This is a genomic window from Morganella sp. Je.2.23, from assembly GCF_051129855.1.
GTDB classification, from domain to species: Bacteria; Pseudomonadota; Gammaproteobacteria; order Enterobacterales; family Enterobacteriaceae; genus Morganella; species Morganella sibonii.
Window position 1 is genome coordinate 1,733,916 of the sequence record NZ_JBCPSQ010000001.1, and the last position, 26,220, is coordinate 1,760,135.

Annotated in this window: 25 protein-coding genes; 6 read left to right on the plus strand and 19 right to left on the minus strand. The window is 51.0% G+C overall.

Going from position 1 to position 26,220, the window contains the following annotated elements:
• Window positions 1-2: 2 nt before the first annotated feature.
• The 12 genes from holB to yceD form a co-directional block, all read right to left on the minus strand.
• Window positions 3-1,001 carry a DNA polymerase III subunit delta' gene (gene holB, locus AAZR23_RS08540; RefSeq protein WP_434691884.1) on the minus strand — a complete coding sequence of 333 codons (999 nt, stop codon included), beginning with the start codon at window positions 999-1,001 and terminating at the stop codon, window positions 3-5.
• Window positions 1,001-1,639 (minus strand): dTMP kinase, encoded by a 639-nt coding sequence (tmk, locus tag AAZR23_RS08545; RefSeq protein ID WP_434691887.1) that lies wholly within the window; start codon window positions 1,637-1,639, stop codon window positions 1,001-1,003. The genes holB and tmk overlap by 1 nt, the downstream gene beginning before the upstream one ends.
• Window positions 1,636-2,658: an endolytic transglycosylase MltG gene (gene mltG, locus AAZR23_RS08550; protein WP_046894932.1), complete on the minus strand. Its 1,023-nt coding sequence runs from the start codon at window positions 2,656-2,658 to the stop codon at window positions 1,636-1,638. The genes tmk and mltG overlap by 4 nt, the downstream gene beginning before the upstream one ends.
• Window positions 2,659-2,678: 20 nt before the next feature.
• Complete coding sequence (pabC, locus tag AAZR23_RS08555; protein WP_434691890.1) at window positions 2,679-3,518, minus strand: aminodeoxychorismate lyase; 840 nt, start codon at window positions 3,516-3,518, stop codon at window positions 2,679-2,681.
• Between the two features lie 159 nt (window positions 3,519-3,677).
• Window positions 3,678-4,922: a beta-ketoacyl-ACP synthase II gene (gene fabF / locus AAZR23_RS08560; RefSeq protein WP_046894930.1), complete on the minus strand. Its 1,245-nt coding sequence runs from the start codon at window positions 4,920-4,922 to the stop codon at window positions 3,678-3,680.
• A gap of 69 nt (window positions 4,923-4,991) precedes the next feature.
• Window positions 4,992-5,228 (minus strand): acyl carrier protein, encoded by a 237-nt coding sequence (gene acpP, locus AAZR23_RS08565; protein WP_004238075.1) that lies wholly within the window; start codon window positions 5,226-5,228, stop codon window positions 4,992-4,994.
• Between the two features lie 155 nt (window positions 5,229-5,383).
• Entirely contained in the window at window positions 5,384-6,118 is a 735-nt protein-coding gene (fabG, locus tag AAZR23_RS08570; RefSeq protein ID WP_166709001.1) for a 3-oxoacyl-ACP reductase FabG, read from the minus strand.
• 7 nt (window positions 6,119-6,125) lie between these two features.
• Entirely contained in the window at window positions 6,126-7,058 is a 933-nt protein-coding gene (gene fabD, locus AAZR23_RS08575; RefSeq protein ID WP_166708166.1) for an ACP S-malonyltransferase, read from the minus strand.
• Between the two features lie 19 nt (window positions 7,059-7,077).
• The gene (locus AAZR23_RS08580) at window positions 7,078-8,031 is read right to left on the minus strand and encodes a beta-ketoacyl-ACP synthase III (protein ID WP_046894928.1); all 954 of its coding nucleotides are present in this window, start codon (window positions 8,029-8,031) and stop codon (window positions 7,078-7,080) included.
• A 5-nt stretch (window positions 8,032-8,036) separates the two neighbouring features.
• Entirely contained in the window at window positions 8,037-9,083 is a 1,047-nt protein-coding gene (plsX, locus tag AAZR23_RS08585) for a phosphate acyltransferase PlsX (RefSeq protein ID WP_434691894.1), read from the minus strand.
• Between the two features lie 27 nt (window positions 9,084-9,110).
• The gene (gene rpmF / locus AAZR23_RS08590) at window positions 9,111-9,281 is read right to left on the minus strand and encodes a 50S ribosomal protein L32 (RefSeq protein ID WP_004240653.1); all 171 of its coding nucleotides are present in this window, start codon (window positions 9,279-9,281) and stop codon (window positions 9,111-9,113) included.
• 12 nt (window positions 9,282-9,293) lie between these two features.
• Window positions 9,294-9,818, minus strand: a complete 525-nt coding sequence (yceD, locus tag AAZR23_RS08595) for a 23S rRNA accumulation protein YceD (protein ID WP_052925930.1) — start codon at window positions 9,816-9,818, stop codon at window positions 9,294-9,296.
• Window positions 9,819-9,972: 154 nt separating this feature from the next.
• On the opposite strand from yceD, the gene AAZR23_RS08600 reads away from it, so the two are divergent.
• Window positions 9,973-10,563 (plus strand): Maf family protein, encoded by a 591-nt coding sequence (locus AAZR23_RS08600; RefSeq protein WP_046894925.1) that lies wholly within the window; start codon window positions 9,973-9,975, stop codon window positions 10,561-10,563.
• 39 nt (window positions 10,564-10,602) lie between these two features.
• Window positions 10,603-10,929 carry a hypothetical protein gene (locus AAZR23_RS08605; protein ID WP_046894924.1) on the plus strand — a complete coding sequence of 109 codons (327 nt, stop codon included), beginning with the start codon at window positions 10,603-10,605 and terminating at the stop codon, window positions 10,927-10,929.
• Window positions 10,930-11,011: 82 nt separating this feature from the next.
• Here the strand turns inward: AAZR23_RS08605 and rluC are convergent, their stop codons facing one another.
• Complete coding sequence (rluC, locus tag AAZR23_RS08610) at window positions 11,012-11,971, minus strand: 23S rRNA pseudouridine(955/2504/2580) synthase RluC (RefSeq protein WP_434691900.1); 960 nt, start codon at window positions 11,969-11,971, stop codon at window positions 11,012-11,014.
• Between the two features lie 533 nt (window positions 11,972-12,504).
• Between rluC and rne the strand changes: the two genes are divergently transcribed.
• The 3 genes from rne (at window position 12,505) to AAZR23_RS08625 (ending at window position 16,850) form a co-directional block, all read left to right on the plus strand.
• Window positions 12,505-15,681 (plus strand): ribonuclease E, encoded by a 3,177-nt coding sequence (rne, locus tag AAZR23_RS08615; RefSeq protein WP_434691902.1) that lies wholly within the window; start codon window positions 12,505-12,507, stop codon window positions 15,679-15,681.
• Window positions 15,682-15,846: 165 nt separating this feature from the next.
• Window positions 15,847-16,458 (plus strand): iron-sulfur cluster assembly scaffold protein SufA, encoded by a 612-nt coding sequence (locus tag AAZR23_RS08620; protein ID WP_434691905.1) that lies wholly within the window; start codon window positions 15,847-15,849, stop codon window positions 16,456-16,458.
• Window positions 16,459-16,505: 47 nt separating this feature from the next.
• The gene (locus AAZR23_RS08625; RefSeq protein ID WP_317419727.1) at window positions 16,506-16,850 is read left to right on the plus strand and encodes a type II toxin-antitoxin system YafO family toxin; all 345 of its coding nucleotides are present in this window, start codon (window positions 16,506-16,508) and stop codon (window positions 16,848-16,850) included.
• Window positions 16,851-16,901: 51 nt separating this feature from the next.
• Here AAZR23_RS08625 and tmaR read toward each other — a convergent pair whose 3' ends face one another.
• Window positions 16,902-17,228 carry a PTS system regulator TmaR gene (gene tmaR, locus AAZR23_RS08630; protein ID WP_025154524.1) on the minus strand — a complete coding sequence of 109 codons (327 nt, stop codon included), beginning with the start codon at window positions 17,226-17,228 and terminating at the stop codon, window positions 16,902-16,904.
• Window positions 17,229-17,505: 277 nt separating this feature from the next.
• Here tmaR and sbcB point away from each other — a divergent pair, with 277 nt between their 5' ends.
• Window positions 17,506-18,924 (plus strand): exodeoxyribonuclease I, encoded by a 1,419-nt coding sequence (gene sbcB / locus AAZR23_RS08635; RefSeq protein WP_218426361.1) that lies wholly within the window; start codon window positions 17,506-17,508, stop codon window positions 18,922-18,924.
• A 39-nt stretch (window positions 18,925-18,963) separates the two neighbouring features.
• Here sbcB and AAZR23_RS08640 read toward each other — a convergent pair whose 3' ends face one another.
• The 5 genes from AAZR23_RS08640 to AAZR23_RS08660 all read right to left on the minus strand — a co-directional run bounded on the left by AAZR23_RS08640 (window position 18,964) and on the right by AAZR23_RS08660 (window position 26,109).
• Window positions 18,964-19,260, minus strand: coding sequence for a hypothetical protein (locus AAZR23_RS08640; RefSeq protein ID WP_046894920.1), 297 nt, complete (start codon window positions 19,258-19,260; stop codon window positions 18,964-18,966).
• Window positions 19,261-19,399: 139 nt separating this feature from the next.
• On the minus strand, window positions 19,400-21,145 hold the full coding sequence (gene dld, locus AAZR23_RS08645; RefSeq protein ID WP_112549516.1) for a D-lactate dehydrogenase: 1,746 nt from the start codon (window positions 21,143-21,145) through the stop codon (window positions 19,400-19,402).
• Between the two features lie 112 nt (window positions 21,146-21,257).
• Window positions 21,258-22,043: a sulfite exporter TauE/SafE family protein gene (locus tag AAZR23_RS08650; RefSeq protein WP_166708174.1), complete on the minus strand. Its 786-nt coding sequence runs from the start codon at window positions 22,041-22,043 to the stop codon at window positions 21,258-21,260.
• A gap of 131 nt (window positions 22,044-22,174) precedes the next feature.
• On the minus strand, window positions 22,175-23,554 hold the full coding sequence (locus tag AAZR23_RS08655; RefSeq protein WP_046894917.1) for an APC family permease: 1,380 nt from the start codon (window positions 23,552-23,554) through the stop codon (window positions 22,175-22,177).
• A gap of 581 nt (window positions 23,555-24,135) precedes the next feature.
• Entirely contained in the window at window positions 24,136-26,109 is a 1,974-nt protein-coding gene (locus AAZR23_RS08660) for a ligand-gated channel protein (RefSeq protein WP_434691911.1), read from the minus strand.
• Window positions 26,110-26,220: the final 111 nt, after the last annotated feature.

Here is a 26,220-nt window from a genome sequence, read left to right on the forward strand (position 1 = left end):
TGTTATTTTAAATGAGGTGGTGCAGAAAACAGCGTTTCCTGGTGTAACAATTGTTCTGTCAGCAGCAGCTCCTGATTAACCCCGGTGATAGTCATCAGCCGGTGGCGGCAGGTCAGCCAGCTTTCCGCCGCACTCAGTAAATGCGCGCTGCTGTAATGTGCCGCCAGTTGTGCGATAAGAGCTGACTGATCCTGATTCAGACAGGCGGGAGCCATATTCTGCTGATATTTTACCGCATCCATAAACAGGGTTGTCAGCCAGCTGATGCGCTTTTCCGCATCCTGATGATTCAGTTCAGATAACAGCGATAAAAAGTCCCCGCTGCGTACCGATGCGGCCAGTTGCGTGAACAGGTTCAGCCGGTTTTGCCAGTCAGCGGTTGTCAGCAGCAGCAGTGCTGCTGCCGGGGCATTATGGCAGAGATTCAGTGCCGTCTGCCGGGATATGGCATCGGACCGGGGATGTTCGCGCTGCAACCACTGTAAGCCGGTATCCGGTGACGGCGGTGCCAGGTGATACGCAAAACAGCGGCTGCGCAGTGTCGGCAGTAATTGTTCCGCCCCCTGGCTCTGTAACACAAACCAGGTGTTCTCTGTCGGCTCTTCCAGGGTTTTCAGTAAGGCGTTGGCGGCCGCTTCCGTCAGCAGTTCCGCCTGCGGAATATGAACCAGTTTGGCACCGCCCTGCTGAGCGTGGTCATGCAGTTTTTCTGTCACGGCCCGCACGATATCAACACCGGAGGTGGATTTGCCTTTTTCCGGCTGCAGCAGATAAAAATCCGGATGTGTGCCTGCCAGCATCAGTTTACAGCTGTGGCACTCCCCGCAGCTTTTGATGCCCTGCGGCTGCTGACACATCCGCAGACGTGTCAGGGCATAGGCCAGCTCGTCGGTGCCGGTGCCGGGAATACCGTACAGCAGAAGCGCATGATGCCCCTGGCCGGACAACCACGCGGTTGCCAGCTGACGGTAAACAGGATTAAGCCACGGATACCAGTTCATTACGCCTCTTTTTGCTGTGCCAGCCAATCCAGTACTGCAGCGCGGATAGATTGATGGACATTATCCATTGATTGCGATGCATCAACGGTAACAATGCGCGGGTCAGATTCGGCCAGTTCCAGATAACGGGCGCGGGTACGACGGAAGAAATCCAGCGATTCCTGCTCAATTCTGTCCAGGTCGCCCCGGCTGCGGGCACGGGATAAGCCGGTTTCCGGCGGCAGATCGAGATACAGCGTAAAGTCAGGATAAAAATCCCCCAGCACCGTATCACGCAGTGACTGTATCAGCTTGCGGTCAATACCGCGTCCGCCGCCCTGGTAGGCCTGAGAAGACAGGTCATGGCGATCGCCGATAACCCATTGTCCCCGCGCCAGTGCCGGTTTGATAACATTATCCACCAGCTGAATACGGGCAGCGTATAACATCAGCACTTCGGCTTTATCTGTGACGGTTTCGCCGTCGATCCCGTCTTTAATCAGCGTACGCAGTTTTTCTGCCAGCGGCGTGCCGCCCGGCTCACGGGTATAGATCAGATCCGTAATGCCGTTTTCATGCAGTGTATCAACAATCACCTGACGTGCCGTGGTTTTCCCGGCACCTTCAAGCCCTTCAATTACAATAAATTTGCCTGTCATTGTTTTTTTAATCCGTTACGGTAATCCGCAACCGCCCGGTTGTGATCCCGCAGGTTTGTGGTAAATACATGTCCGCCCTTACCGTCTGCGACAAAGTAAAGGTAACCGGTAGTGTCCGGTCTGGCTGCCGCTTCCAGTGAAGCACTGCCCGGCATGGCGATAGGCGTCGGCGGCATGCCGTCAATCTGATAGGTATTATACGGCGTTGCCCGCGCCAGATCGCTGCGGTAAATCGTGCCCTGATAACGTTCCCCCATACCGTAAATGACGGTCGGGTCAGTTTGCAGGCGCATTTTCAGTTTCAGCCGGTTCATAAAGACCGAGGCCACTTTTTTGCGTTCGCCGTCCACACCGGTCTCTTTTTCAATCAGCGAAGCCATGATCAGCATTTCATACGGATCGGCATACGGTAAGTCGGTGTTACGGGTTTTCCAGGCCGCCGCCAGCTTTGTTTCCATCTGCTGGTGCGCCCGTTTCAGAATTTGGCTGTCTTCCGTTCCGGCGGTATAAAGATAGGTATCCGGATAAAAACGCCCTTCGAGGTGACTCCCGGCAGGCAGGCCGAGCATCTCTGTCAGTTTATCCGCTGGTAAATCCGCGAGGGTCTGTTTCAGGTAAGGCGCTTCCGACAGAATTTTTTGCCAGTCCGCCAATTTACTGCCTTCAACAAAACGGATGCTGAACTGAGCCTCTTTACCGCTGACAAACAGTTGCAGCATGCTTCTGACCGTCATATCCGGCGTCAGGCGGTAAGTACCTGCTTTGATTTTTGCCAGATCCGGCTCCAGTTGCAGCAGCCAGTCATAGTTATGTGATTCGGGGATAATCCCGCTTTCCGCCAGTTTTTTCTCCAGCGCCACCCGGCCGGTACCCGGCGGGATGGTAAAAATCGTCTCTTCAGTAACAGAAATCTTTTGTCCGGAAAAAGCGTCCACCTGGTGATAAAGCCAATACGCCACGCCGCCTGCAACCGCAAGCAGCACCAAAAATGTCACAAGGAAAATCCGTGTTTTTTTCATCAGTCATTAACTCTGTTCGTTCAGGGTATTGCTGCCGGACAGTGCGGCAAAAGCAGGGTAAAAAGTGAACGGGACGTATACCGCCAGTGATGACGGTCATCCGCACGGATCTCATTGACCGGCATCACCGGCATCAGCGCATTGCACATAATCACTTCATCTGCTTTTGCCAGCACCTGCGGAAAACGTTCGGTTTCATAACAGCGGTAACGGCTGCTTTTCAGTACATCCATGATATGCGCGCGCATCACACCTGCCACGCCGCATTTGTTCAGTGACGGCGTAAATACATCATCACCGCTGCGCCAGAACAGATTGGCACTGCATCCTTCGGTCAGAATACCGTCAGTATCACAGACAATGGCTTCATCTGCCTGCTGTTCTGCCACATACCGGCGGATAAGCACCTGTTCCAGCCGGTTCAGGTGTTTGATACCGGCCAGATACGGATTAACGGACAACGGTACCGGGCTTTTTACCAGCGATAACCCGTTCTCCTGCAATGCCGGATAACTGGCCGGGTAAACAGAACGGATCAGGATCACCACCGGCGGTACATCCGCGCGCAGATAACCGCGCCCCTGCTCACCGGCGGAGATAATCACTTTCAGCACAGCATCGGTGCTGCCGTCTGCGGCCTGCATGATCCATTCGATCAGCAGTGATTCATCCGGCGGTGTCAGTCCCAGCCCTGCGCAGCCATCCTGTAACCGGCGCAGATGGCGTGTCAGTAATGCCGGTTTGCTGTTCACAATACGCATTGTGGTAAAACAGCCGTCACCAAACTGCACACTGCGATCAGAAATTGCAATCGTGTGCTGCGGTACACCATTAACCCAGTAATGCGCCTGTTGTGTCATAGCCAACTCATTGTTTTAACGATTATTATTTAACCGTTATTCAGTATCCGGACAGACCTGTATAATAGTACAGCTGTGATTTTTGTGCAAAAGCACGATAACGGATGCATCAGGTAAAAAAAAAGCGCCGTCATGGCGCTTTTTCCTCAGAAAACAGACTCAGATCTTACGGAAAATCAGGGAACCGTTGGTTCCGCCGAAGCCGAAAGAGTTACAGAGTGCGTATTCCATACCTTCCACTTTGCGGGCTTTGCCCGGTACAAAGTCGAGTTTGCAGACCGCATCATCCTGATTATCCAGGTTGATGGTCGGCGGTATAATCTGATCACGCAGAGCCAGAATAGTGAAAATGGATTCCACTGCACCGGCGGCACCCAGCAGGTGACCGGTCATGGATTTGGTTGAACTGACCAGAACCTTCGTTCCTTCACCAAATACCGTTTCAACGGCTTTTGCTTCCGCCACATCACCCGCAGAGGTGGATGTACCGTGAGCATTAATATAGCCGATGCTGTCAGCAGGGATGCCCGCATCCTGAATCGCGTTTGCCATGGCCAGTGCGGCACCGTCACCGTTTTCCGGTGGTGATGTCATGTGATAAGCATCGCTGCTCATCCCGAAACCGACCAGTTCCGCGTAGATTTTCGCACCGCGGTTTTTCGCGTGTTCGTACTCTTCCAGCACCAGCATACCGGCACCGTCTCCCAGCACAAACCCGTCACGATCTTTATCCCACGGACGGCTTGCGCCCTGAGGATTATCATTATTGGTGGATAAGGCACGTGCAGCACCGAATCCGGCAACACCTAATGGTGTGCTGGCTTTTTCAGTACCACCGGCAACCATAACATCTGCATCACCGTAAGCGATAATCCGGGCCGCATGCCCGATATTATGCACGCCGGATGTACAGGCAGTGGCAATGGAGATACTTGGTCCGCGCAGACCGTACATAATGCTCAGATGTCCGGCAACCATATTGATGATAGTTGACGGGACAAAGAACGGACTCACTTTACGCGGGCCGCCTGCTGCCAGAGAAGCGCAGTTTTCTTCAATCAGTCCGAGACCACCAATACCAGAACCAATCGCAGCACCGATACGGGTTGCATTGGCTTCTGTTACTTCAAGTCCGGAATCCTCTATTGCACGGATACCGGCTGCAATACCGTATTGAATGAAGAGATCCATCTTCCGGGCATCTTTGCGCGAAATATTAAAATCTTCGTGATTGAAATCTTTTACCATACCCGCGAATTTGGTCGCATGGTTTGAGGTGTCAAAATGATCAATCAGGCTGATACCACTCTGCCCGGCACACACAGCTTTCCAGGATGAATCGACTGTATTACCGACAGGAGATAACATGCCAAGTCCGGTCACAACTACACGACGCTTAGACACGCTTATCCTCCGGGGGGGGAAAATAAAAGAAACAAGGCGGTCGGGTGACCGCCTGGACATGAGGGATGCTTACTTGCCTGCGTTCTCAACGTAGTCAATAGCAGCCTGTACAGTTGTGATTTTTTCTGCTTCTTCGTCTGGGATTTCGATGTCGAACTCTTCTTCCAGAGCCATCACCAGCTCAACTGTGTCAAGAGAATCAGCGCCTAAGTCATCAACGAATGAAGCTTCGTTTTTTACTTCTTCCTCTTTAACACCCAGTTGTTCAACGATGATTTTCTTAACACGTTCTTCGATAGCGCTCATACTATTAAATTTCCTATCAAAACTCGCTATATGCGATGGTTTTCGTAGTTTATAAAATACAGGAAAAGATGCAACCCAATCCCGGCTGGTCTAACCATATAAATACTCACTTTTGCGTGCGTTTACACAAAAACGGCAAATGGTTAGCTCAAACATTAAATCATGTACATGCCACCATTGACATGCAATGTCTCGCCTGTGATGTAAGCCGCTTCATCAGAAGCTAAGAAGGCTACAGCACTGGCAATCTCTTCAGCATCACCCAAACGGTTAGCAGGAACCTGAGATAAAATGCCTGCACGCTGGTCGTCTGTCAATGCACGAGTCATATCGGTTTCGATAAAACCCGGGGCAACGACGTTGACGGTGATACCGCGCGACGCAACTTCACGGGCGAGTGATTTACTGAAACCAATCAGCCCGGCTTTCGCCGCCGCATAGTTAGCCTGTCCGGCATTTCCCATCGTTCCGACAACAGAACCGATGGTGATGATGCGCCCGCAACGTTTTTTCATCATGGCGCGCATAACTGCTTTGGACAGACGGAACACGGATGAAAGGTTAGTGTCCAGGATATCCTGCCACTCGTCGTCTTTCATACGCATCAGTAAGTTGTCACGTGTGATACCTGCATTATTAACCAAAATATCGATTTCGCCAAACTCAGTGCGAATATTTTCTAATACATGGTCAATGGATGCGCTGTCGGTCACGTTCAGCGCAAGGCCTTTACCCTTTGCGCCTAAGTATTCACTGATAGCTGCCGCACCGCTTTCGCTGGTTGCAGTACCAATCACAGTTGCACCGCGTGCTGCTAATTTCTCAGCAATTGCACGGCCGATTCCGCGGCTCGCACCGGTGACAAGGGCAATTTTACCTTCAAAGCTCATCTCAACCTCAGCGATTTTCAAGTGCTGTTTCCAATGATGACATATCATTGACAGCAGATGATGTTAATGTTTTCACAATACGCTTAGTCAGCCCGGTCAGTACTTTGCCCGGCCCCGCTTCCAGCAGATCTTCAACACCCTGCGCGGCCATAAACTCAACAGTTTCGGTCCAGCGTACCGGATTATAAAGCTGACGGACTAATGCATCACGAATTGCATCGGCGGAAGTCTCTATCTTAACATCAACATTGTTCACAACAGAAAAGATTGGTGTGTTAAATGTGATATTTTTTAGCGCAACGGCTAATTTATCAGCAGCCGGCTTCATTAATGCACAATGTGACGGCACACTGACCGATAACGGCAGTGCACGTTTTGCACCGGCTTCCTTACATAAGGCCCCGGCACGCTCAACCGCGTCTTTCTCACCGGCGATAACCACCTGACCCGGTGAGTTAAAATTAACCGGTGATACCACCTGCCCCTGTGCAGCATCTTCACAGGCTTTGGCAATGGCGTCATTTTCCAGACCGATGATCGCGTACATCGCACCGGTACCGGCAGGAACCGCTTCCTGCATCAGACGGCCGCGTAATTCGACCAGTCTGATGGCTTCTTTAAAATCGATTACACCGGCACACACCAGCGCGGAGTATTCCCCCAGGCTGTGACCGGCCATCATGGCAGGCATTGCACCGTTTTTTTCCTGCCAGACGCGCCAGATGGCCACAGAGGCCGCCAGCAGTGCCGGCTGGGTCTGCCAGGTTTTATTCAGCTCTTCTTCCGGTCCGTTCTGAACGAGTGCCCATAAGTCATAGCCCAGTTCAGCGGATGCTTCGGCAAACGTTGCCTCCACGACCGGAAAATTTGCCGCGAGGTCAGCCAGCATACCGACTGACTGAGAACCCTGTCCCGGAAATACCATTGCATATGCAGACATGATTTAGCTTCCTGAAAAATTAAAAACGAATTAAAGCAGAACCCCAGGCGAAACCGCCGCCGAAGGCTTCAATCAGAATCAGCTGACCGCGTTTGATGCGCCCGTCCCGAACGGCTTCATCGAACGCAGTCGGCACAGAGGCCGCTGAGGTGTTGCCGTGGCGATCCAGGGTGACAACGACTTTATCCATGCCCATATTTAATTTTTTTGCGGTGGCACTGATAATGCGCAGGTTTGCCTGATGCGGCACCAGCCAGTCGAGTTCTGATTTGTCGATATTGTTCGCCACCAGCGCTTCTTCAACGACGTTGGCTAATTCACGGACCGCCACGCGGAACACTTCGTTACCCGCCATCGTCAGGTACGCCGGTTTTTCGCTGTCTTTGCGATCTTTATTCGGTAATGTCAGCAGATCGCCGTAACGGCCGTCCGCATGCAGATGAGTAGAGAGAATGCCCGGTTCTTCAGACGCTTCAACCACAAAAGCACCCGCGCCGTCACCAAACAGGATAACGGTACCGCGATCTTGAGGGTCCAGCGTTTTCGCCAGAACATCTGAACCGATAACCAGGGCTTTTTTCGCCATACCGGTTTTAATAAATTGATCCACCACACTGATGGCGTAGCTGAAACCGGCACATGCCGCAGCCACATCAAAGGAGATACAGCTGTCGATACCCAGCAGTTTCTGGATTTCGCAGGCGGCACTCGGGAAACCGTGAGTGGAAGACGTGGTACCCACGACAATCAGATCGATATCACCGGCAGGAATACCTGCCATATCCAGTGCGTTCAGCGCTGCCTGGTGGCCCATCGTGACAACGGTTTCATCATCACCGGCCAGACGGCGCTCGCGGATACCCGTACGAGTAACAATCCACTCATCGGTTGTGTCGACCATTTTTTCCAGATCAGCATTTGTGCGGATTTGTGCAGGAAGATAGCTCCCGGTTCCTAAAATTTTTGTATACATATTAGTCAGTTACTCTTAGGTAATACCATAGCAAGGCGAGATGCGATTCGTTCCGGCACCTGCTTTTCAACGGTCTGAACCGCCTGCGTAATGGCAGCGTTGAATGCACTTACATTCGCCGCACCGTGACTTTTAATCACAATGCCGCGTAATCCTAACAGAGAAGCGCCGTTATACTGGTCGGGGTTCAGGTGGCTGAAGCGTTTATTCAGCCATTTTGTCACCACTTTCTTCACGACTTTCTTCACAGCTCTGTACAGCAGAGATGACGATTTGCCTTCATTCTGTGATTTAAACATAGAAAGGATCACACGAATCACCCCTTCCATGGTTTTCAGGGTAACGTTACCCGCGAAGCCGTCACAGACCAGTACATCCGTTTTACCGGTCAGCAGTTCATTACCTTCTGCATAGCCGATATAATTGATGTCCGGTATCGATTTCAGCACCGTGGCTGCTTCGCGGATATTGTCGAGTCCCTTGGTTTCTTCTTCACCGATGTTCAGTAATGCCACACGCGGATGAGGAATCCCGGCCACATCTTCTGCCATCACCGCGCCCATGACAGCAAACTGCACCAGCATCTCACTGCTGCACTCCGCGTTTGCGCCCAGATCAAGCAATACCGTTTTGCCTTTCTTCTGATTCGGCACCACGGTCATCAGTGCAGGACGCTCGATGCCGTCAATGGATTTCAGCATCAGTTTTGCCAGCCCCATCAGCGCCCCGGTGTTTCCGGCACTGACGCACGCCTGTGCCTCCCCCTCTTTCACCAGTTCCAGCGCGATACGCATGGATGTGCCTTTACTCTGGCGGATAGCCTGAGAAGGTTTGGCATCACCGGCAATCGTCTCATAGGCAGGGATCACCCGCAGACGAGTGAGCAGCTCAGCATTCTGGTTTGCAAGCAGAGGAGAAATGGAATCAGGGTGCCCGACCAGCAACAGGGTGAGCTTTGGATTAGATGCCAGTGCCTGCAGCGAGGCAGGCACTGTGACATGGGGGCCGATATCCCCACCCATGGCATCTAACGCGATGGTTAGATTAGTCAAGATATCAACGTGCTTAAAAGCAGCAGATTACTTGTTGATTACCTTACGACCACGGTAGTAACCATCAGCGGTCACATGGTGACGCAGATGAGTTTCACCAGAGGTTTTGTCAACAGAAACCAGAGTTGCTGACAGTGCGTCATGAGAGCGACGCATACCACGTTTGGAACGAGTTGGTTTATTTTGTTGTACGGCCATTGACCTTACTCCTTAAGTACTTTTCTTTAAACTGGCTAATGCAGCAAACGGATTTGGCTTTTCTGCTTCCGGAGGAAGCTCACCAAAGACTTTCACCGCGTCGGACACTTCACAGTGTTCAGAATCATGTACCGGAACCACAGGCAGAGAAAGAATTAATTCATCTTCAATCATTGCCAGTAAATCTGTCTCACCAAAATCACTTACGTCAATTGGCTCATACTCTTCCGGTAATGCCTCAGCCTGTTCATCGCTGACAACCGGGCTGAAACAATACGTTGCGCGGACATGAAGCGGGAAGATGTTACCACACCGCTGACACTCAAGTGAAACATCAGTTTCTGCTGTTCCCTTAATGACTGTCAGACGCTGCGGATCGATTTCAAACGTCAAATCAACATCAACGTCGCTGTCCACACTGACTACCGATTCGGCTAACCGCGTAACCTGCTCAGGTGCATAGCACCCCCGGTAATCCAGGCGCTTCTGCGCGGCGCGCTTTGCATCAATAGTCAGAGGTAATTTTATCTTTTGCATAAGGCGCGCATCTTATATTCGTAAGACGATATAGTCAAAGAAAATATAGACAGCAAAGAGGGCGGTAACCTGCCTTCCCGCTAAAAATACACTCAATAAGCGGCGCATAGTTTAGAATGAGTTTATTCTTTTTACCACGATTTTCGGAATATTTATGATCTCACTGGTTCTGGCCTCCACCTCCCTGTACCGCAAAGCCCTGCTGGAGAAACTCGGCGTGCCGTTTGTCTCCGCCGCCCCCGGCACAGATGAAACCCCGTACCCGGCAGAAGACGCACAATCGCTGGTCATGCGCCTGGCCCGCGAAAAAGCCCGCTCGCTGACACAGCAATACCCGGACAGCCTGATTATCGGATCTGATCAGGTCTGTGTGCTGGACGGGGAGATTACCGGCAAACCACATCACTATGATGCGGCGTTTGCACAACTGCGCAAAGCTTCCGGTCAGCGCATCACCTTTTATACCGGACTGAGCCTGTACAACAGTGCCACCGGGGAAGATCACACGATATGTGAACCTTACCACGTATATTTCCGTACACTGGAAGATGACGAAATCCGCGCTTATCTGCTGGCGGAAACGCCTTATCAGTGTGCCGGCAGTTTTAAATCCGAAGGATTAGGAATCGCCTTATTTAAAAAACTGCAGGGAGATGACCCTAATACACTGATAGGATTACCGCTGATCCGCCTGACTGAATTACTGATTCAGGCCGGATACAACCCACTGCGGATACCCCGCTGACCTTTATCCGGGGTATCCGATGACTGTTAAGGAACTGACATGAAGCTGAAAATGATCGCTGCCGCAACGCTGCTGTTCAGCGCAGCCGGCCTGGCTGCCCCGTCACTGGCGGACAAAACAACGTTTGTTGCCGACTGTACAAAAGGCGCTGTGACCAACCTGAAAAACCCGGACAACCGCAGTAAAGTCCCGGAAGTCTGTGAGTGTGTCTATGACAACTCACTGGCAAAATTCGGTAAAGACGGGCTGACCAAACTGGATGATCAGATCCGCAAAGGTCAGAAACTGACAGAACAGGATTCTCAGGCTATCGGTGAAATTGCCCAGAACTGCACCACTAAAATTATCGGTGTGCAGACAAAGTAACCGCCGCATGTCGTCGATACTGCCAATATAAGAAAAAACCCGCGTTCGTCGCGGGTTCTTTATAACGGGGTCTGCACTCTGCTTATTTTGCCTGTTTCGACCGCAGCACAGTCAGACAATGACGCAGTTTTTCATCTAACGGCGCCTGAAGGCGCATCGCCTCTCCGGTAGACGGATGTGTAAAAGCGAGTGCCGCCGCATGTAAAAACAGCCGGTTCAGGCCCGTCCCTATCAGTTGTGCATCAAACTGTGCATCACCGTAACGGTTATCAAATGCGATAGGGTGCCCCGCATGAAGCGTATGCACGCGGATCTGATGCGTGCGTCCGGTCACCGGACTGGCTTTAACCAGCGTGGCCGAATCAAAGCGCTCTTCCACTTTAAAACGGGTTTCTGATGGTTTTCCTTCCGGGCTGACTTTCACCACGCGTTCGCCGCTCTGGAGAATATTTTTCAGCAGCGGTGCCTGCACCACTTTTACGGAAGACTGCCACTGACCGCGTACCAGTGCCAGGTAATCTTTCTGCATCTGCTTCAGACGCAGTTGTTCATGCAGCGCCCGCAGCGCGGAACGCTTTTTGGCGATCAGCAGAATACCGGAGGTATCACGGTCAAGCCGGTGCACCAGCTCCAGGAAACGCGCGTCAGGACGCAGCGCCCGCATTGCCTCAATCACGCCGAAACTCAGACCGCTGCCGCCGTGCACCGCCGTTCCCGCCGGTTTATTAATCACCAGAATATGATCATCTTCATACAATACACACTCTGCGAGTGCGGATACTTTATCCAGTTTCGCTGATACCGGCGCATCATTTTTCTCTGCCACACGCACCGGCGGAATACGGATGCTGTCCCCGTCCGCAATTTTGTATTCCGGTTTTATCCGGCCTTTATTTACGCGCACTTCTCCTTTACGGATGATGCGGTAAATCATGCTCTTCGGTACCCCTTTGAGGCGCGCGAGCAGAAAATTATCAATACGCTGGCCGGCTTCATCGCCGGACACAACAACAAATTGAACTGTCTGATTATCAGTTTTCATGAAACGGGGGGCTATCCTCTGAACCGTTGCTCCGCAAACCGGGATCGTTATCCGGTGAAACAGGCGGCAAATGTGCATCAATGTTTTACGCGGCTATTTTCCCATTTTTTCCGGAAAAAGACCAAGGATTAACGTCATTAACAAATTTCTGCATAATTTTCACCGAAACATGCAATGTCACCTTGCTATAACCACACCGGCAATGGAATAATGCATGCGCCGATTTTGGCAAAGCAGATATTTTATATTTGTCTGACCGATGACAACGCAGCAATGGCGTAAGACGTTATTTCCGGTCAGATAATCAGCGGGCTGCGGGTTGCAGCTTACCGGGCCGGTATCACGTATAAACGTGATTTTCAGCCGGCAACGGGGATTCAGACAAGACTGAACCTCACCGACACAATTTGCACCTCTATACGATCGACAGCCGGGAGGCTGACGGTGCGGTAAAAGCCACGAGGTCATCGGTTCCGGTAGCAACGAAATTGCCCGCAGCGCACTAATTAAATGAAAAGATTGAGTAAATTATAATGAAAAGAATGTTAATCAACGCAACTCAGCAGGAAGAGTTGCGTGTTGCCCTTGTCGACGGGCAGCGGTTGTATGATCTGGATATCGAAAGCCCCGGTCACGAACAAAAAAAAGCAAACATCTATAAAGGGAAAATCACCCGTATTGAACCGAGTTTAGAAGCTGCTTTTGTTGACTATGGCGCAGAGCGTCACGGTTTCCTTCCCGTCAAAGAAATTGCCCGCGAGTATTTCCCTGCTAATTACCACGCCTCCGGCCGTCCGAATATCAAAGATGTCCTGAAAGAAGGTCAGGAAGTCATTGTTCAGGTCGACAAGGAAGAGCGCGGTAATAAAGGCGCGGCACTCACCACCTTTATCAGTCTGGCCGGCAGTTATCTGGTTCTGATGCCGAATAACCCGCGTGCCGGCGGTATTTCCCGCCGTATCGAAGGGGATGATCGCACCGAGCTGAAAGAAGCCCTGTCCGCGCTGGATATCCCGGATGGTATGGGTCTGATTGTCCGCACCGCCGGTGTGGGTAAATCTGCCGATGCCCTGCGCTGGGATCTCGAATACCGTATCAAGCACTGGGAAGCCATCAAAAAAGTTGCTGAAGGCCGCCCTGCTCCGTTCCTGATCCATCAGGAAAGTAATGTTATCGTCCGCGCGTTCCGTGATTATCTGCGCCCGGACATCGGTGAAATCCTCATCGATAACCCGAAAATTCTGGAACTGGCACGCAAGCACATCACCGCTATCGGTCGTGCCGACTTTGCCAGCAAAATCAAACTGTACCAGGGCGAAGTGCCGCTGTTCAGTCATTATCAGATTGAATCGCAGATTGAATCCGCTTTCCAGCGCGAAGTCCGTCTGCCGTCCGGCGGTGCGATTGTTATCGACACCACCGAAGCCCTGACCGCTATCGATATCAACTCCTCCCGTTCAACACGCGGCGGTGATATCGAAGAAACCGCATTTAACACCAACCTGGAAGCGGCAGATGAAATTGCCCGCCAGCTGCGCCTGCGTGACCTCGGCGGCCTGATTGTTATCGACTTTATCGATATGACGCCGGTCCGTCATCAGCGCGAAGTGGAAAACCGGATGCGCGAGGCGGTTCGTCAGGATCGCGCCCGTATCCAGATCGGCCGTATTTCCCGTTTTGGTCTGCTGGAGATGTCCCGTCAGCGCCTGAGCCCGTCACTGGGTGAATCAAGCCACCATGTGTGTCCGCGATGCAGCGGCACCGGGACTGTGCGTGATAACGAATCACTGGCGCTCTCCATTCTGCGTCTGATTGAAGAAGAAGCGCTGAAAGAGAACACCCATCAGGTACACGCGATCGTCCCTGTTCCGGTGGCGTCTTATCTGCTGAACGAAAAACGCCAGGCCGTCAGTGCAATTGAAGCACGCCAGGCAGGCGTCAGCGTGATTATCGTGCCGAACAACCAGATGGAAACCCCGCACTTCCGCGTGGTCCGTGTCCGTAAAGGTGATGAGATCGGTACCCTGAGCTATCGCCTGCCGGAGAAATACGAAGCGGAATCCGCTGCCGGTGAAGAAGAGGAAACTCAGGAACGCCGTGCGCCGGAGCAACCGGCCATCAATGCCTTTGCTATTACTTCCGACGCACCGGTACCGGCACAGTCCGCCGCTGCCCGCAAACCGGAAAGCAAACGTGATAACCGTCAGGACAAGCAGGCACCTGCTGCTTCTGAAGGTGGTTTCTTCAGCCGTCTCATCAAAAAACTGTTCGGTTCCGCACCTGTTGTGCAGGAAGAAACTGAACAGAAAGAGAAAAAGCAGAGTAACGACAACAATAACCGCCGCGGCGGGAATGACCGTAACAAACAGCGCCGTAACCGCCGCGACCGTAATGATCGCAACGGTGAACGCACCGAACGTACTGACCGCCCTGAGCGCGGCGAACGCAGTGATAACGAATCACGTAACAAGCGTGACCGTGATACGGTAAATGAGCCGCGTAAAGGTCGTAATCAGAATACGCCGAACGAAGATCTGACACCGGAAGAACTGGCCGCCCGCGAAGCGCAGCAGCAATTACGCCGCGAACAGCGTGCAGAGCGTCAGCGCCGTCGTCAGGAAGAGAAGCGTACTCAGCAGGATGCGAAAAAACTGCATGCGCAGCAGGAAGATCAGGATGCCCTGAACAGTGACGGTAATACGGAAGATGATGATGCACCAACACCGGTTCGTCAGCGCCGTAACCGCCGCCAGCTGAACGGCTCTGTCCGTATTACGGATGGCGCAACACAGACTGAACCGGCTGTTGCAGCTTCTGTTCCGGCTGTAACCGACACTGCACCTGCGGCAGTCCCGGCGGATGCAGACGTACCGGCAGCGGCTGAAAACAATGGTGATGAAACGCACAGCGATAACATTCTGCCGCGCCGCTCCCGCCGTTCACCGCGCCATCTGCGTGTGAGTGGTCAGCGCCGCCGCCGTTACCGTGAAGACCGTCAGCTGACGCAATCCCCGGTTCCGCTGGAAATGGCCGTGTTTTCTCCTGAGCTGGCCTCCGGCAAAGTGTGGGTTCAGTATCCGGTTGTGACACCTGCTATACCTGCGGAACAGGAAATGACAGAAGCTGCTCCGGAAGTCACCGCGATAGTGACAGAAGCGGCAGTTGTCACTCAGATTGTTGCTGAAACGACAGAAACCACGGTTGTGGCAGAACAGTTCTCTCTGACAATCGCTTCTGAAGCGCCTCAGGTTACCGCACCGGAAGAAACACCGGCTGCTGAGACTGTGACCGAACCTGCACCGGCAGAAATGCCTGCTCAGGAAACCACAGAAGTTGTGGCTGATGAACCGGCAGTAACTGATATCGTTGCGGCTGAACCGGCAGCGCCAGTCGCCGCCGCAGAACCGGAAGTCATTACTGAACCTGAAGTGATTGCAGAGCCTGAAGTGATTACAGAGCCTGAACAGGTTGTTATTGCTGAACCTGTTACTGCTCCTGTGGCAGCGCCGGTTACTGAAACAACTGTCGTTATGGCCGGACGCCACGCGTATTCACCGATGACCAAAGCGCCTGCTCCGGCAACCACCGGCGAAGCCTTTGCTATCACTGAATATCAGCGTGAAGACCGCGAAGCCTATTCCCTGCACGGTGCAGGTGGTCATGCCGCAACTAACCATGCAGCTTCAGAGCCATCAAAAACACTGCTCTGATAATGTATCGCTGAACTGAAAATGGCTTCCTCCGGGAAGCCATTTTTTTATTTCCGGAAAAGACCGGTAACTGATGGTTCTTTATACGAAGCTGGCTTTCAATTATACTAATGACGTCTTGAGAGTCCTGCTTGTCAGTGACTCTGAAGTAACAGGAGAAACAGCATGGTAAAAAAGACAACCCAGACAACCGTTACAGCTATCGTGGCAAGCCTTATGGCTTCGCTCGCTCCTGTCCCTGCACAAAGCACAACCTTACCCGTAACCGCAGTGGAAATAAGTACAAACCATAATGTGGCGGCCTCGCTCACATTTAATCTTCCGGGTGGCGTCGTTTTCCTGCCGCTTGAAGATGCTGCTGATTATCTTAATCAGATCAATGAACATCAGCGATCACTTCTGAATGCAGCCGTACAAGACAGACAAAACCGGGGAAAAGGTGCCCTTTTTGCATTCACTCCGCGAATGAAACGTTTGTGCGCTGATGGTCTTAAACATCATATGCGCGTTAAAGAAGCCATCCGGCTTGTAATGGCAAATGATAACCTCAGTAAAACGTTCCCCGGTAACCCCGGACAGCAAGCACAATATAAAGCTAATCTGCTTCGCTTCGGTCGTGCGGTCGCACAAAGTGAATTTATCCTCAGAGATACATTGTCACTCATTGAACAAAGCATGCCTCCTGAAAATACAGTGCATTTAACAGATATGCCGGGTGATAACGACGTCCGTTCCTGGATTGCTGCTGAACACAAAAAACTCAAACTCCCGGTATAGGAGTAACACTGATGCCTTGCATAGTGAGTGTTCATTCTGATGTAGAGATGCCGGATATCGCAAACAGTTACGCTAAAGCTTTAGAAACCTGGAAGAACTCACAGATTTTACCTGATCATTTCGGTAATGAGGGTCAATGGGAAAGTAATCCCCGGTTGTGTGATTCTTTCGTCTATAAACTACATATCCGATTACCGTCAGAACCCGGATGGAAAAAAAACAAAGCACAGATTGACAGACATTCCAATCATTACCTTGTATTTTCAAGGCATTGGCTCGATTACGATAACATTCAAATCATCAGTGTTATGAGCCCTGACGGCCACGAAAAAGCCAGAACATCTTATATGTCTGAATTGGAACGACGGGCAGAAGAGTTTCAGAACAGTTAAAAAAAACCGCGAATGCTGCCATTCACGGTTTCTGTGGTTGTGATTATGCGATTACTTAATATCTTTGATATCGCCCATCGCTTTGAGCTCTCTGGAGATTTCACGGCGCTCTTTTGACAGATCCGCATTCTTGATGATGTACTCATCCACACGATCTTCGTAGTCACTGCGCATATTGGCAATGATGGCCTGGATATCTTCAATGGACATACCCGGCTTGATGTAATCACTCAGGTTATCAAGCAGAAGTACACGTTTCTGGTTATCACGGATTTTCTTTTCGTTGTCAGTTATTTCACGCAATATTTTATTTTTACGGCGAAACATACGAACGAACTCCAGGACATTGTGAAAGGAAGGCTTGGTTGTGTTGTCCATTATTCTACCCTTAGTCATATCTGAAATGTGATTCATTAAACAATACAGGTTAACCATGACTGCCGACAAGCACTTCCGCCGGTTTTCGTCAGTTTTATTCAGTGTAGCGTATTTCTGTGCGGAATTGTTTCAGCTGGCAGACATTCCGCACAAAATACCGCAATTTTGTGCGATCGGCTATCGGATAACATGACAGGGATAATCAGTACTGAAATTGGTATTTTGTTCCCGATTTGTTACCCTGTAGCCCATCATTTATCAGAAAACGGGCCATACGGTGTCTTCAGCACAATTTTTCTTTCACGATTACGAAACCTTCGGGCAGGATCCTGCCGGTGACCGTCCGGCGCAGTTTGCCGGTGTCCGCACTGACAGTGAATTCAATATTATCGCCGACCCGGTGATCGCCTACTGCGCCCCGGCGGATGACTACCTGCCGCAACCCGCCGCCGTGATGATAACCGGTATCACGCCGCAGGAAGCGTTGCAGAAAGGTGTTAATGAGGCGCAGTTTGCCAGACTGATTCATGACACCTTTACACAACCGGATACCTGCATTCTCGGCTATAACAGTATTCGTTTTGATGATGAAGTCACCCGTAATATTTTTTACCGGAATTTTTACGACCCGTATGCCTACAGCTGGATGAACCGCAATTCCCGCTGGGATCTGATTGATATTACCCGCGCCTGTTATGCCCTGCGTCCTGACGGTACAAACTGGCCGGAAAATGACGAAGGCCTGCCAAGCTTTAAGCTGGAACATCTGACGGCCGCAAACGGCATCGCCCACGAAAATGCCCACGATGCGATGGCTGACGTGTATGCCACCATCGCCATGGCAAAACAGCTACGGGGTGCACAACCGCGTCTGTTTGATTATTTCTTCAGTCTGCGCGACAAACGCAAACTTGCCGCCCTGATTGATATTCCGTCCATGAAGCCGCTGGTACATATCTCCGGTATGTTCGGTGCGGTCCGGGCCAATACCAGCCTGGTGGCTCCGCTGGCATGGCACCCGGATAACCGCAATGCCGTGATTATGTGCGACCTGGCCGGTGATCTGACCCCGCTGCTGACGCTGGATGCGGATACTCTCCGTGAGCACCTCTATACCCGCCGTGATGAACTGCCGGACGGCGCATCTCCGGTACCGCTCAAGCTGGTGCATATTAATAAATGCCCGATCCTGGCGCCGGAAAATACCCTGCGCCCGCAGGATGCACAGCGTATCGGACTCGACAAAGATGTGTGTGCCCGCAATGCGGAACTGCTGCATCAGCATCCGGAGATCCGCGAGAAAGTGGTGGCCGTTTTCGCACAACCGCGTGAGTTCCCGCCGCAGAACGATGTGGATCGCATGATTTACCAGGGCTTTTTCAGTGACTCAGATAAAGCCGCAATGACCATTATCCGCGAAACCGATCCGAAAAATCTGCCTGCGCTGGCATTGAGCTATCAGGATGCACGTCTGCCGGAATTACTGTTCCGCTACCGTGCACGGAATTTCCCGGGTACGCTGGATGAACAGGAGCAGCAGCGCTGGCTTGCCCATCGCCGTGAGGTATTCAGTCAGGATAATTTAACACGTTATTTTGAACAGATCGGTGAAATGATGCAGGAATATCAGCATGATGCGAATAAGACAGAGTTGCTGAAGAAGTTGGTACAGTACGCGCAACGACTGGCGGAGTAAGCAGACAGACCGCCGGGAGCAGCACTCCCGGCAATAATATTATCCCGCTTTATTCGAGGTATAAAACACCCGGCACAGGGATTCCCTGTACTTCGGACAAACAGATACCAGCCGTGTGCGGCTCTCAGTATCCCGTCCCAGTTCCTTCAGCACCCCTTTGGTGATCAGTGAATCAGCACTGCTGTGCTTGATGCCGATACTGACATTTTCATCACGGGCATTCAGAATATAGATAATCAGCGCGCGCTCATCCGAACTGAGGTTATGCAAAACCTCTGCTTTATGGCATTTGACCTGAACCGCTTTGCCGAAGGCATTTTTGAGTCTTTTAAACATAGTGACCAGTAAACAGGGAGAAAAGCTGATTATAATAAAATTAATCCCTTATTAACATTACTGATTTATCCGGAAAATTAATGAAAAAATCCGGTTACAGACATAACCGGATTTTGCAGATTTTCATTCTTCAGAACAGTTATTTCTGATGCTGACTACAGCCACATCCTTCGTGCCCTTCACCCCAGTATTTTAATTTACTGGTTTTACCCAATCCCGGATTCAGGGTATTGGTCGGGTCCGTCGCTTTATAGAAGGCTTTCAGCTGTGGTTTGGCTTTATACAGATGGCCGACATTATGTTCTGCCGGATATTCCGCCCCGCGTGTGTTCAGAATTTTCAGCATCTCTTCTTTCAGTGCGTGCGGATCCACACCTTTCTTCACAATATAATCCTGATGGAAAACGTGGCATAAAAAATGTCCGTAGTAGAGTTTATGCACCAGTTTGCTCTCAATTTCCGGCGGCAGAACTTCCAGCCACGCCTGATCATTACGGCGCAGCGCAATATCCAGCGCCAGGATATCCTCCACCTTACTGCTGTTGACCGCGTGATAACGGATAGCGGCACCGGCGGCCACAAAACGGTGCAGGAAAGCATCCGCGCCCTCTTTGGCATCACACTCAAAGAAGCCACCCTCTGCATTTTCAAAGAAACTGCTCAGCCAGCTGCGGGCTTCATCAATGCCTTCACCGGCCATTTTCAGCATCAGGTGATGTTCATATTTATCACGGTACTCTTCCATCCGGCGCGGCAGATGGTTCGGCCATAAATGGCTGAATAACTGCATTGTGCGGTCGATCAGGTTTTTCGGCAGCAGCGGGATTTTATTGAAGATCGCATCCATCCGTCCTTTGATAGTGAACAGTTTCGGCATTTTTTCGGTACCGAGTTTATCAATCGTCAGGAAGCTGTCTTTACCGTAGACTTTCGCGATGTCATAACACTCGCGGTGCATATATTCCCCTGCCACCGGCAGATGTTTAAAGCTGGCGAGAATATGGCGGCGGATATCTTCCAGTACCGACGGGGTATTGGTGCCGATATAGAAGACTTTATTTTCACCCTGGGACGGGAACGTATCCAGGCGCACCGCAAACACCACCAGCTTACCGGCACAACCGGAGGCTTCAAACAGGCGGCGTTCATCGGCATTGAAACGGGACGGCGTGTCTGCATCCACATCGCGGATACGCTGATGATAGTCATGATCAGACGCCGGTTTATCCGTATCCTCAATATCCGCCTCCTGATAGCGGCGGTATTCCAGACAATTCAGAATCTCTTCCGGGGACGAACCTAAATCAATTCCCAGATGGTTTACCAGTTCTGCGGTGCCGTCCGCATTAACACGGCCGTACAGCGCGAGTTCGGTATAAGCCGGTCCCCGCTGCACCAGTGAACCGCCGGAATTATTACAAATCCCGCCGACCACAGATGCCCCGATACAGGAAGAGCCAATCACCGAATGCGGCTCACGGCCCAGCGGTTTCAGGACTTTTTCCAGATGCCACAGGGTACTGCCGGGTAACGCCACAACCTGCTGCTGTTTTGTCAGTACCTGAATCTTATCGAGGCGCAATGTGCTGATAATGACGATCTCACGGTCATAATCATCCCCGCTCGGCGTGGACCCCTCTGTCAAACCGGTATTGGCCGCCTGCATGATCACAATTCTGTCAGCTTCTACCGTGGCTTTAAACACCTGCCACAGTTCATACAGCGTGCCCGGGAACACCACCGCCAGCGCACTGCCCTCACCGGAGCGGAAACCCTTGCGGTATCGCTCCGTCTTACGCGGCTCCGTTAAAATATGTTTATGACTGACAATATCTGTCAGTGCCTGAATAAGACGTGCGCTGTCAGGTTGCTGACTGTTGATCATACTTTCCCCCGATTCAGATTACTTATTGTTCATTAAGTAATTATGCCTCTTATCTTATTTATAATACAAATACTATTTTTAACAAATTTAACAGATTAACCACGAAACCGGTTTATTTAAACAGATTGATCAGCAGCGTTACCATCATAATTCCGACGGTCAGGATCAGTATTTTGCGGACAATTTCACCATTGGTACGGATGGCATGCTGACTGCCGAGATGATTTCCGAGCAGACTGGCAGCAATCATCGGTATACTGAGCAGAAACGCGATATGCCCGGCCATAATAAAGGCGACCAGCCCGCCGACGTTAGATGCCAGATTAAAGATTTTCGAGGTGGCGGAGGATTTCAGTAAATCCAGGTTGTTGATCAGAAACAGACAGATAATAAAGATACTGCCGGTGCCCGGCCCGAAAAAGCCGTCATAAAAACCGACAATAAAACAGGTAAAAAAGACCAGCCAGACAGATTTACGTACCGCATTACCCTGCTGTGCGCCACCGAGTTTCCCTTTAAAGAAAGCGGCCAGCAGGCCGATCGGCAGCATACAGATAATAATGTAGGTAATCGTTTCAGACGGCAGATAAATAATCGCCTTCGCGCCCACCCAGGCGCCGAAGAACGATGAAACAATCCCGGCCGGAATTATCTGCCAGTAAACGGATTTGTTTTTGATAAAGTTTGAAATTGCCGCCAGTGTACCGACAGAGCTCACCAGCTTTTCCTGACCCAGTGCCATATGCGGCGGCAGGCCGGTCAGCATAAAAGCAGGGATCAGAATCAGACCCGCACCGCCTGCGATAGAATCAATATACCCGGCCACAAAAGATGCGATCACCAGCAGTGCCAGCCCCGCATAAAAATAATCAGCCATCAGGCTGTGTTCAATATACATCCGTATCCCTTAATCATTATCTTTTATGATTTACTGTACTTTCAGCGGGTTACTATACCTTATTGCATATAAAAAAACGGCGCACAGAATCAAACTGTGCGCCGTTTCCGGGATAAAAAACTGCTTAAAACTTACTGTTCCGGCATCTGCGGCATCGGACGGCGGAAGCGGCGGGTCAGCCATAACATATAGATCAGACCCAGTGCGCCCCAGCTCAGTCCTAATTCCATCGATTTCGCATCGAGGTTGAACCAGAGCACAGTAACTGTCGCAGCACCGATAATCGGCAGCAGCAGGTAGTTAATCTGGTCGCCCAGCGTCTTGTTGCGGCGCTCGCGGATATAGAACTGTGAAATCACCGACAGGTTAACGAAGGTAAACGCCACCAGTGCACCGAAGTTAATCAGCGCGGTTGCGGTGACCAGGTCAAACCAGACCGCACTCAGCGCCAGAACGCCCACCAGCATCACGTTCAGTGCCGGGGTGCGCCATTTCGGATGTACGTAGCCGAAGAATTTCTCCGGGAACACACCATCGCGGCCCATGACATACATCAGACGGGATACCCCTGCCTGTGCAGCCATACCGGAAGCCAGTACGGTCACGCAGGAGAACACCAGAATGATGGACTGGAAGAAGGCACCGGCCACCATGTACATAATTTCAGGCTGTGACTCTTCCGGATTGTTGAAACGGGACACATCCGGGAAATAGAGCTGCAGGAAATAAGACACCGCGATAAAGATCAGACCACCAATCAGTGCTGTCAGGAAAATCGCTTTCGGGATCACTTTCCCGGCATTCGGTGTTTCTTCTGACAGGGAGCTGATACCGTCAAACCCTAAGAAGGAGAAGCACAGTATCGTCGCCCCGCTTATCATCGGGATCATTTCCGCATCAATGGAGGCAAACGGACGGAAGGAGAGCAGCGTACCCGCCCCTTCACCCGCAGACACGCCACGGATCAGCAGACCGACAAACACAATCATCACAGCAACCTGTACCACGACAATTCCGGTATTGAGGTTTGCCACGACATTAATGCCGCGCAGATTAAATAATGTCATCAGGAATACCAGACCGGCGACAAAGATCCATGGCGGACAGTCCGGGAAGATAGCCTGAAGATAAATTTTTGCCAGCAGAATGTTGATCATCGGCATGAACAGGTAGTCCAGCAGTGATGACCAGCCGACCATAAAGCCGATATGCGGGCTCATGGATTTCTGGGCATAGGTATACGCCGAGCCGGCGGACGGGAACCGTTTAACCAGTTTTCCGTAACTCAGCGCAGTAAAAAGAATGGCTGTCAGTGCGATAGCATAAGACGTCGCAACATGACCGCTGGTAATTTCGGACACGATCCCGAAGGTATCAAAGATGGTCATCGGCTGCAGGTAAGCAAGCCCCATCATAACGACCTGGACGAGTGTCAGTGTTTTTGCGAGTTGTACGCGGTTATTGGCAGCAGTACGGTTCAGGCCAATATCAATTGCAGAATTATGCGACATGAGCGAATCCTCCCGTAACACCGACAATCATACTGATACTACTATCAGATGGCGTGTTACCGGGAAGACTTCGCATCTGCCTGTAGGCAGTGAAGTAAGAAGGGGTTTGGAGTGCAGAGCAGGAGCGCCGTGCTCCGTAGTCATCGTTGCAGCAGCCAGTGCCGATTGGCACAGGTGCAAAAGTGAAAAATTGCGCCATTTATCGCATCCTCATACCGGTGTTTATCGTCCGGTGTAATTCAGTAAACAGTTATCCGGCCTATCGGCCCCTTTTTTTGTCGGTGACAATATTTTAGTGCAAAAAAAAAACCGATGCGTATAAATGCATCAGTTATTTTTTTGGATGGCGCATTCTGCACCCCCCGGTCATAAATTTCAAGCTTTGTTCGCCCTTATCAGACAATTTTTTTCCATACCGGTTTAGCAGCAGAATTTCCGTGACGAAACTTTGAATATTTATAGCCGAAACGTTAAAAAATCCGGCTGTTCGTGTATTTTTCAGTCACTCTGCCTGCCATAAAAAATACGGCGCCCGGGAAAGGGCGCCGTTTTCCGACACATAATAATGAATGATGGTTACATCAGAAGTTATAGTTCAGACCGATGTTGTAACGGCGGCCGTCGAGTGTGGCTCCGTAGTTTTCATTATCAATACGGCGATCCAGTACGTTATACACACCCGCCACAAAGTTCAGGTCTTTATTCAGCTGATAGCTGCCGCCGATATCCACGGTAGCATAAGAGCCGGTTCCTGTTGCCATGCTGGTACGGGACAGGTAATCAGACGTTTTACCGCGGAAGTTAACCCGGCTCCAGGTTTTGATATCCTGTGTGGTATCCCAGTTCAGTGTGGCGTTAGCCATATGTTTTGGTGTCTTATTCAGCGGCTTACCTTTAAATTTACCGCTCTTCTGTTCAGAATCAGTAAAGGTATAGTTAGCCGTTAAATCAACAGACTCAACAATCTGCCAGTTCATAATCGCTTCAACACCGCGCATATTGGCTTTATCGACGTTTTCACGTTCGCTCACAAAGTCATATAACTCGCCGCGTCCATCAGCTAATGTACATTTTCTTTCTGCGCCTGTGCCGCAAAGGCGGGTTTCAGTGATCTTATCTTTAAAGTCAGTGTTAAAGACTGTCAGGCTCATATTGAGATCATCCTGATTGTTCCACAGCACACTGATCTCTTCGGTAACACTTTTCTCTGGCTTCAGATCCGGATTACCGAAAATAACCGCATTTGAGTTACCGCCGCCGGTTGCCTGTCCCCACGATGCCGTTGCCTGACGCAGATCCGGTGAACGGTAACCGGTAGACACACCACCTTTCACAGTCCAGCTTTCATCCAGATGCCATACACCGTAGACACGCGGTGTCCAGTGTGTTCCGTAGTTTTCATCCTTATCCATGCGCAGGCCGCCGGTCAGAGTGAAATCATTGGTCAGCGCCCAGTCATCTTCCGCGAACAGCGCCCAGCTGTAGCGATCGAGCTTATTACCATCCAGTTTGTTGCCTTTATCTTTCAGCTCTTCGAAACGATACTGACCACCGAGGCTCAGCATATGATCGCCGAGCGGCATAACGGTCTGGTTACGGGCGATGGTGTCGTAATACTCCATATTACGGCCCGGGTTCTTGGTTTCATTACGCTGAACATAGCTGTTCATGCTGCCCCAGTCATAGTTACCGTCATGGGTAATCGCATACTGCGTCATTTCATACTTGCTGAAACTGCTGGATTTTTTCTTTTTACTGGATTCTGACGCACTTTTTTCCCAGCGGGAATCACGGTGCTGATTATCTTTTTTGAAATCAAAATCGATGCTGTTCTGCTCATCCGGCGTTAATGTCAGTGTACCGCCGCCGCTGGTCATGATCTGGCGGTTAAAACCGCTTGAAAAATTATCTTCCCCGCGATGAGAATACTGGCCATTCACTTTCATGCTCAGCAGGTTATCCACCAGCGGACCGGCGGCGAAGAAACTGCCCTGTCCGGTGTTACCGCTGTCTTTGCGTTCGGTAATAGTTGCATCTGTCCGGACACTCGCATGCCACTCACCCTGCGCTTTCCGCGTGATAATATTGATAACCCCGCCCATGGCATCCGAACCATACAGTGAAGACATCGGTCCGCGCACCACTTCAATGCGATCAATCGCAGTCAGCGGCGGTAACCATCCCTGTTCAATACCGGAGTTATCACTATTAGGGCGCGTTTCACGGCTGGCAACCCGTTTTCCGTCCACAAGGATCATGGTGTATTTCGGGTCCATCCCGCGGATACTGATATCAGAAGAACTGCCGCCACCGGTAACCACAACACCCGGCACATCTTTCAGTGCATCGGTCACATCACGGTACGCTTTATCTTCCAGCTGTTCGCGTGAAACAACGGAAATAGTCGCCGCAGCATCCTCAATTTTCTGCTGGAAGCCGGATGCGGTGGTGACCATAATCACGTCTTCTTTATTTGCAGCCTGAGCAGCCATCACCTGAGCGGCGAGTGCTGCCATAACACATACCGCCACTTTTCGTTTTGAAAAAATAACCATTCTTTTGATTCTCCAAGAGATAATATATTTATGGACAATCGACATTTGCTCTCAGGGATTTATATCCCTTTTTTAATAATAACGACCCTGCCATTTCAGGCATCAGACATT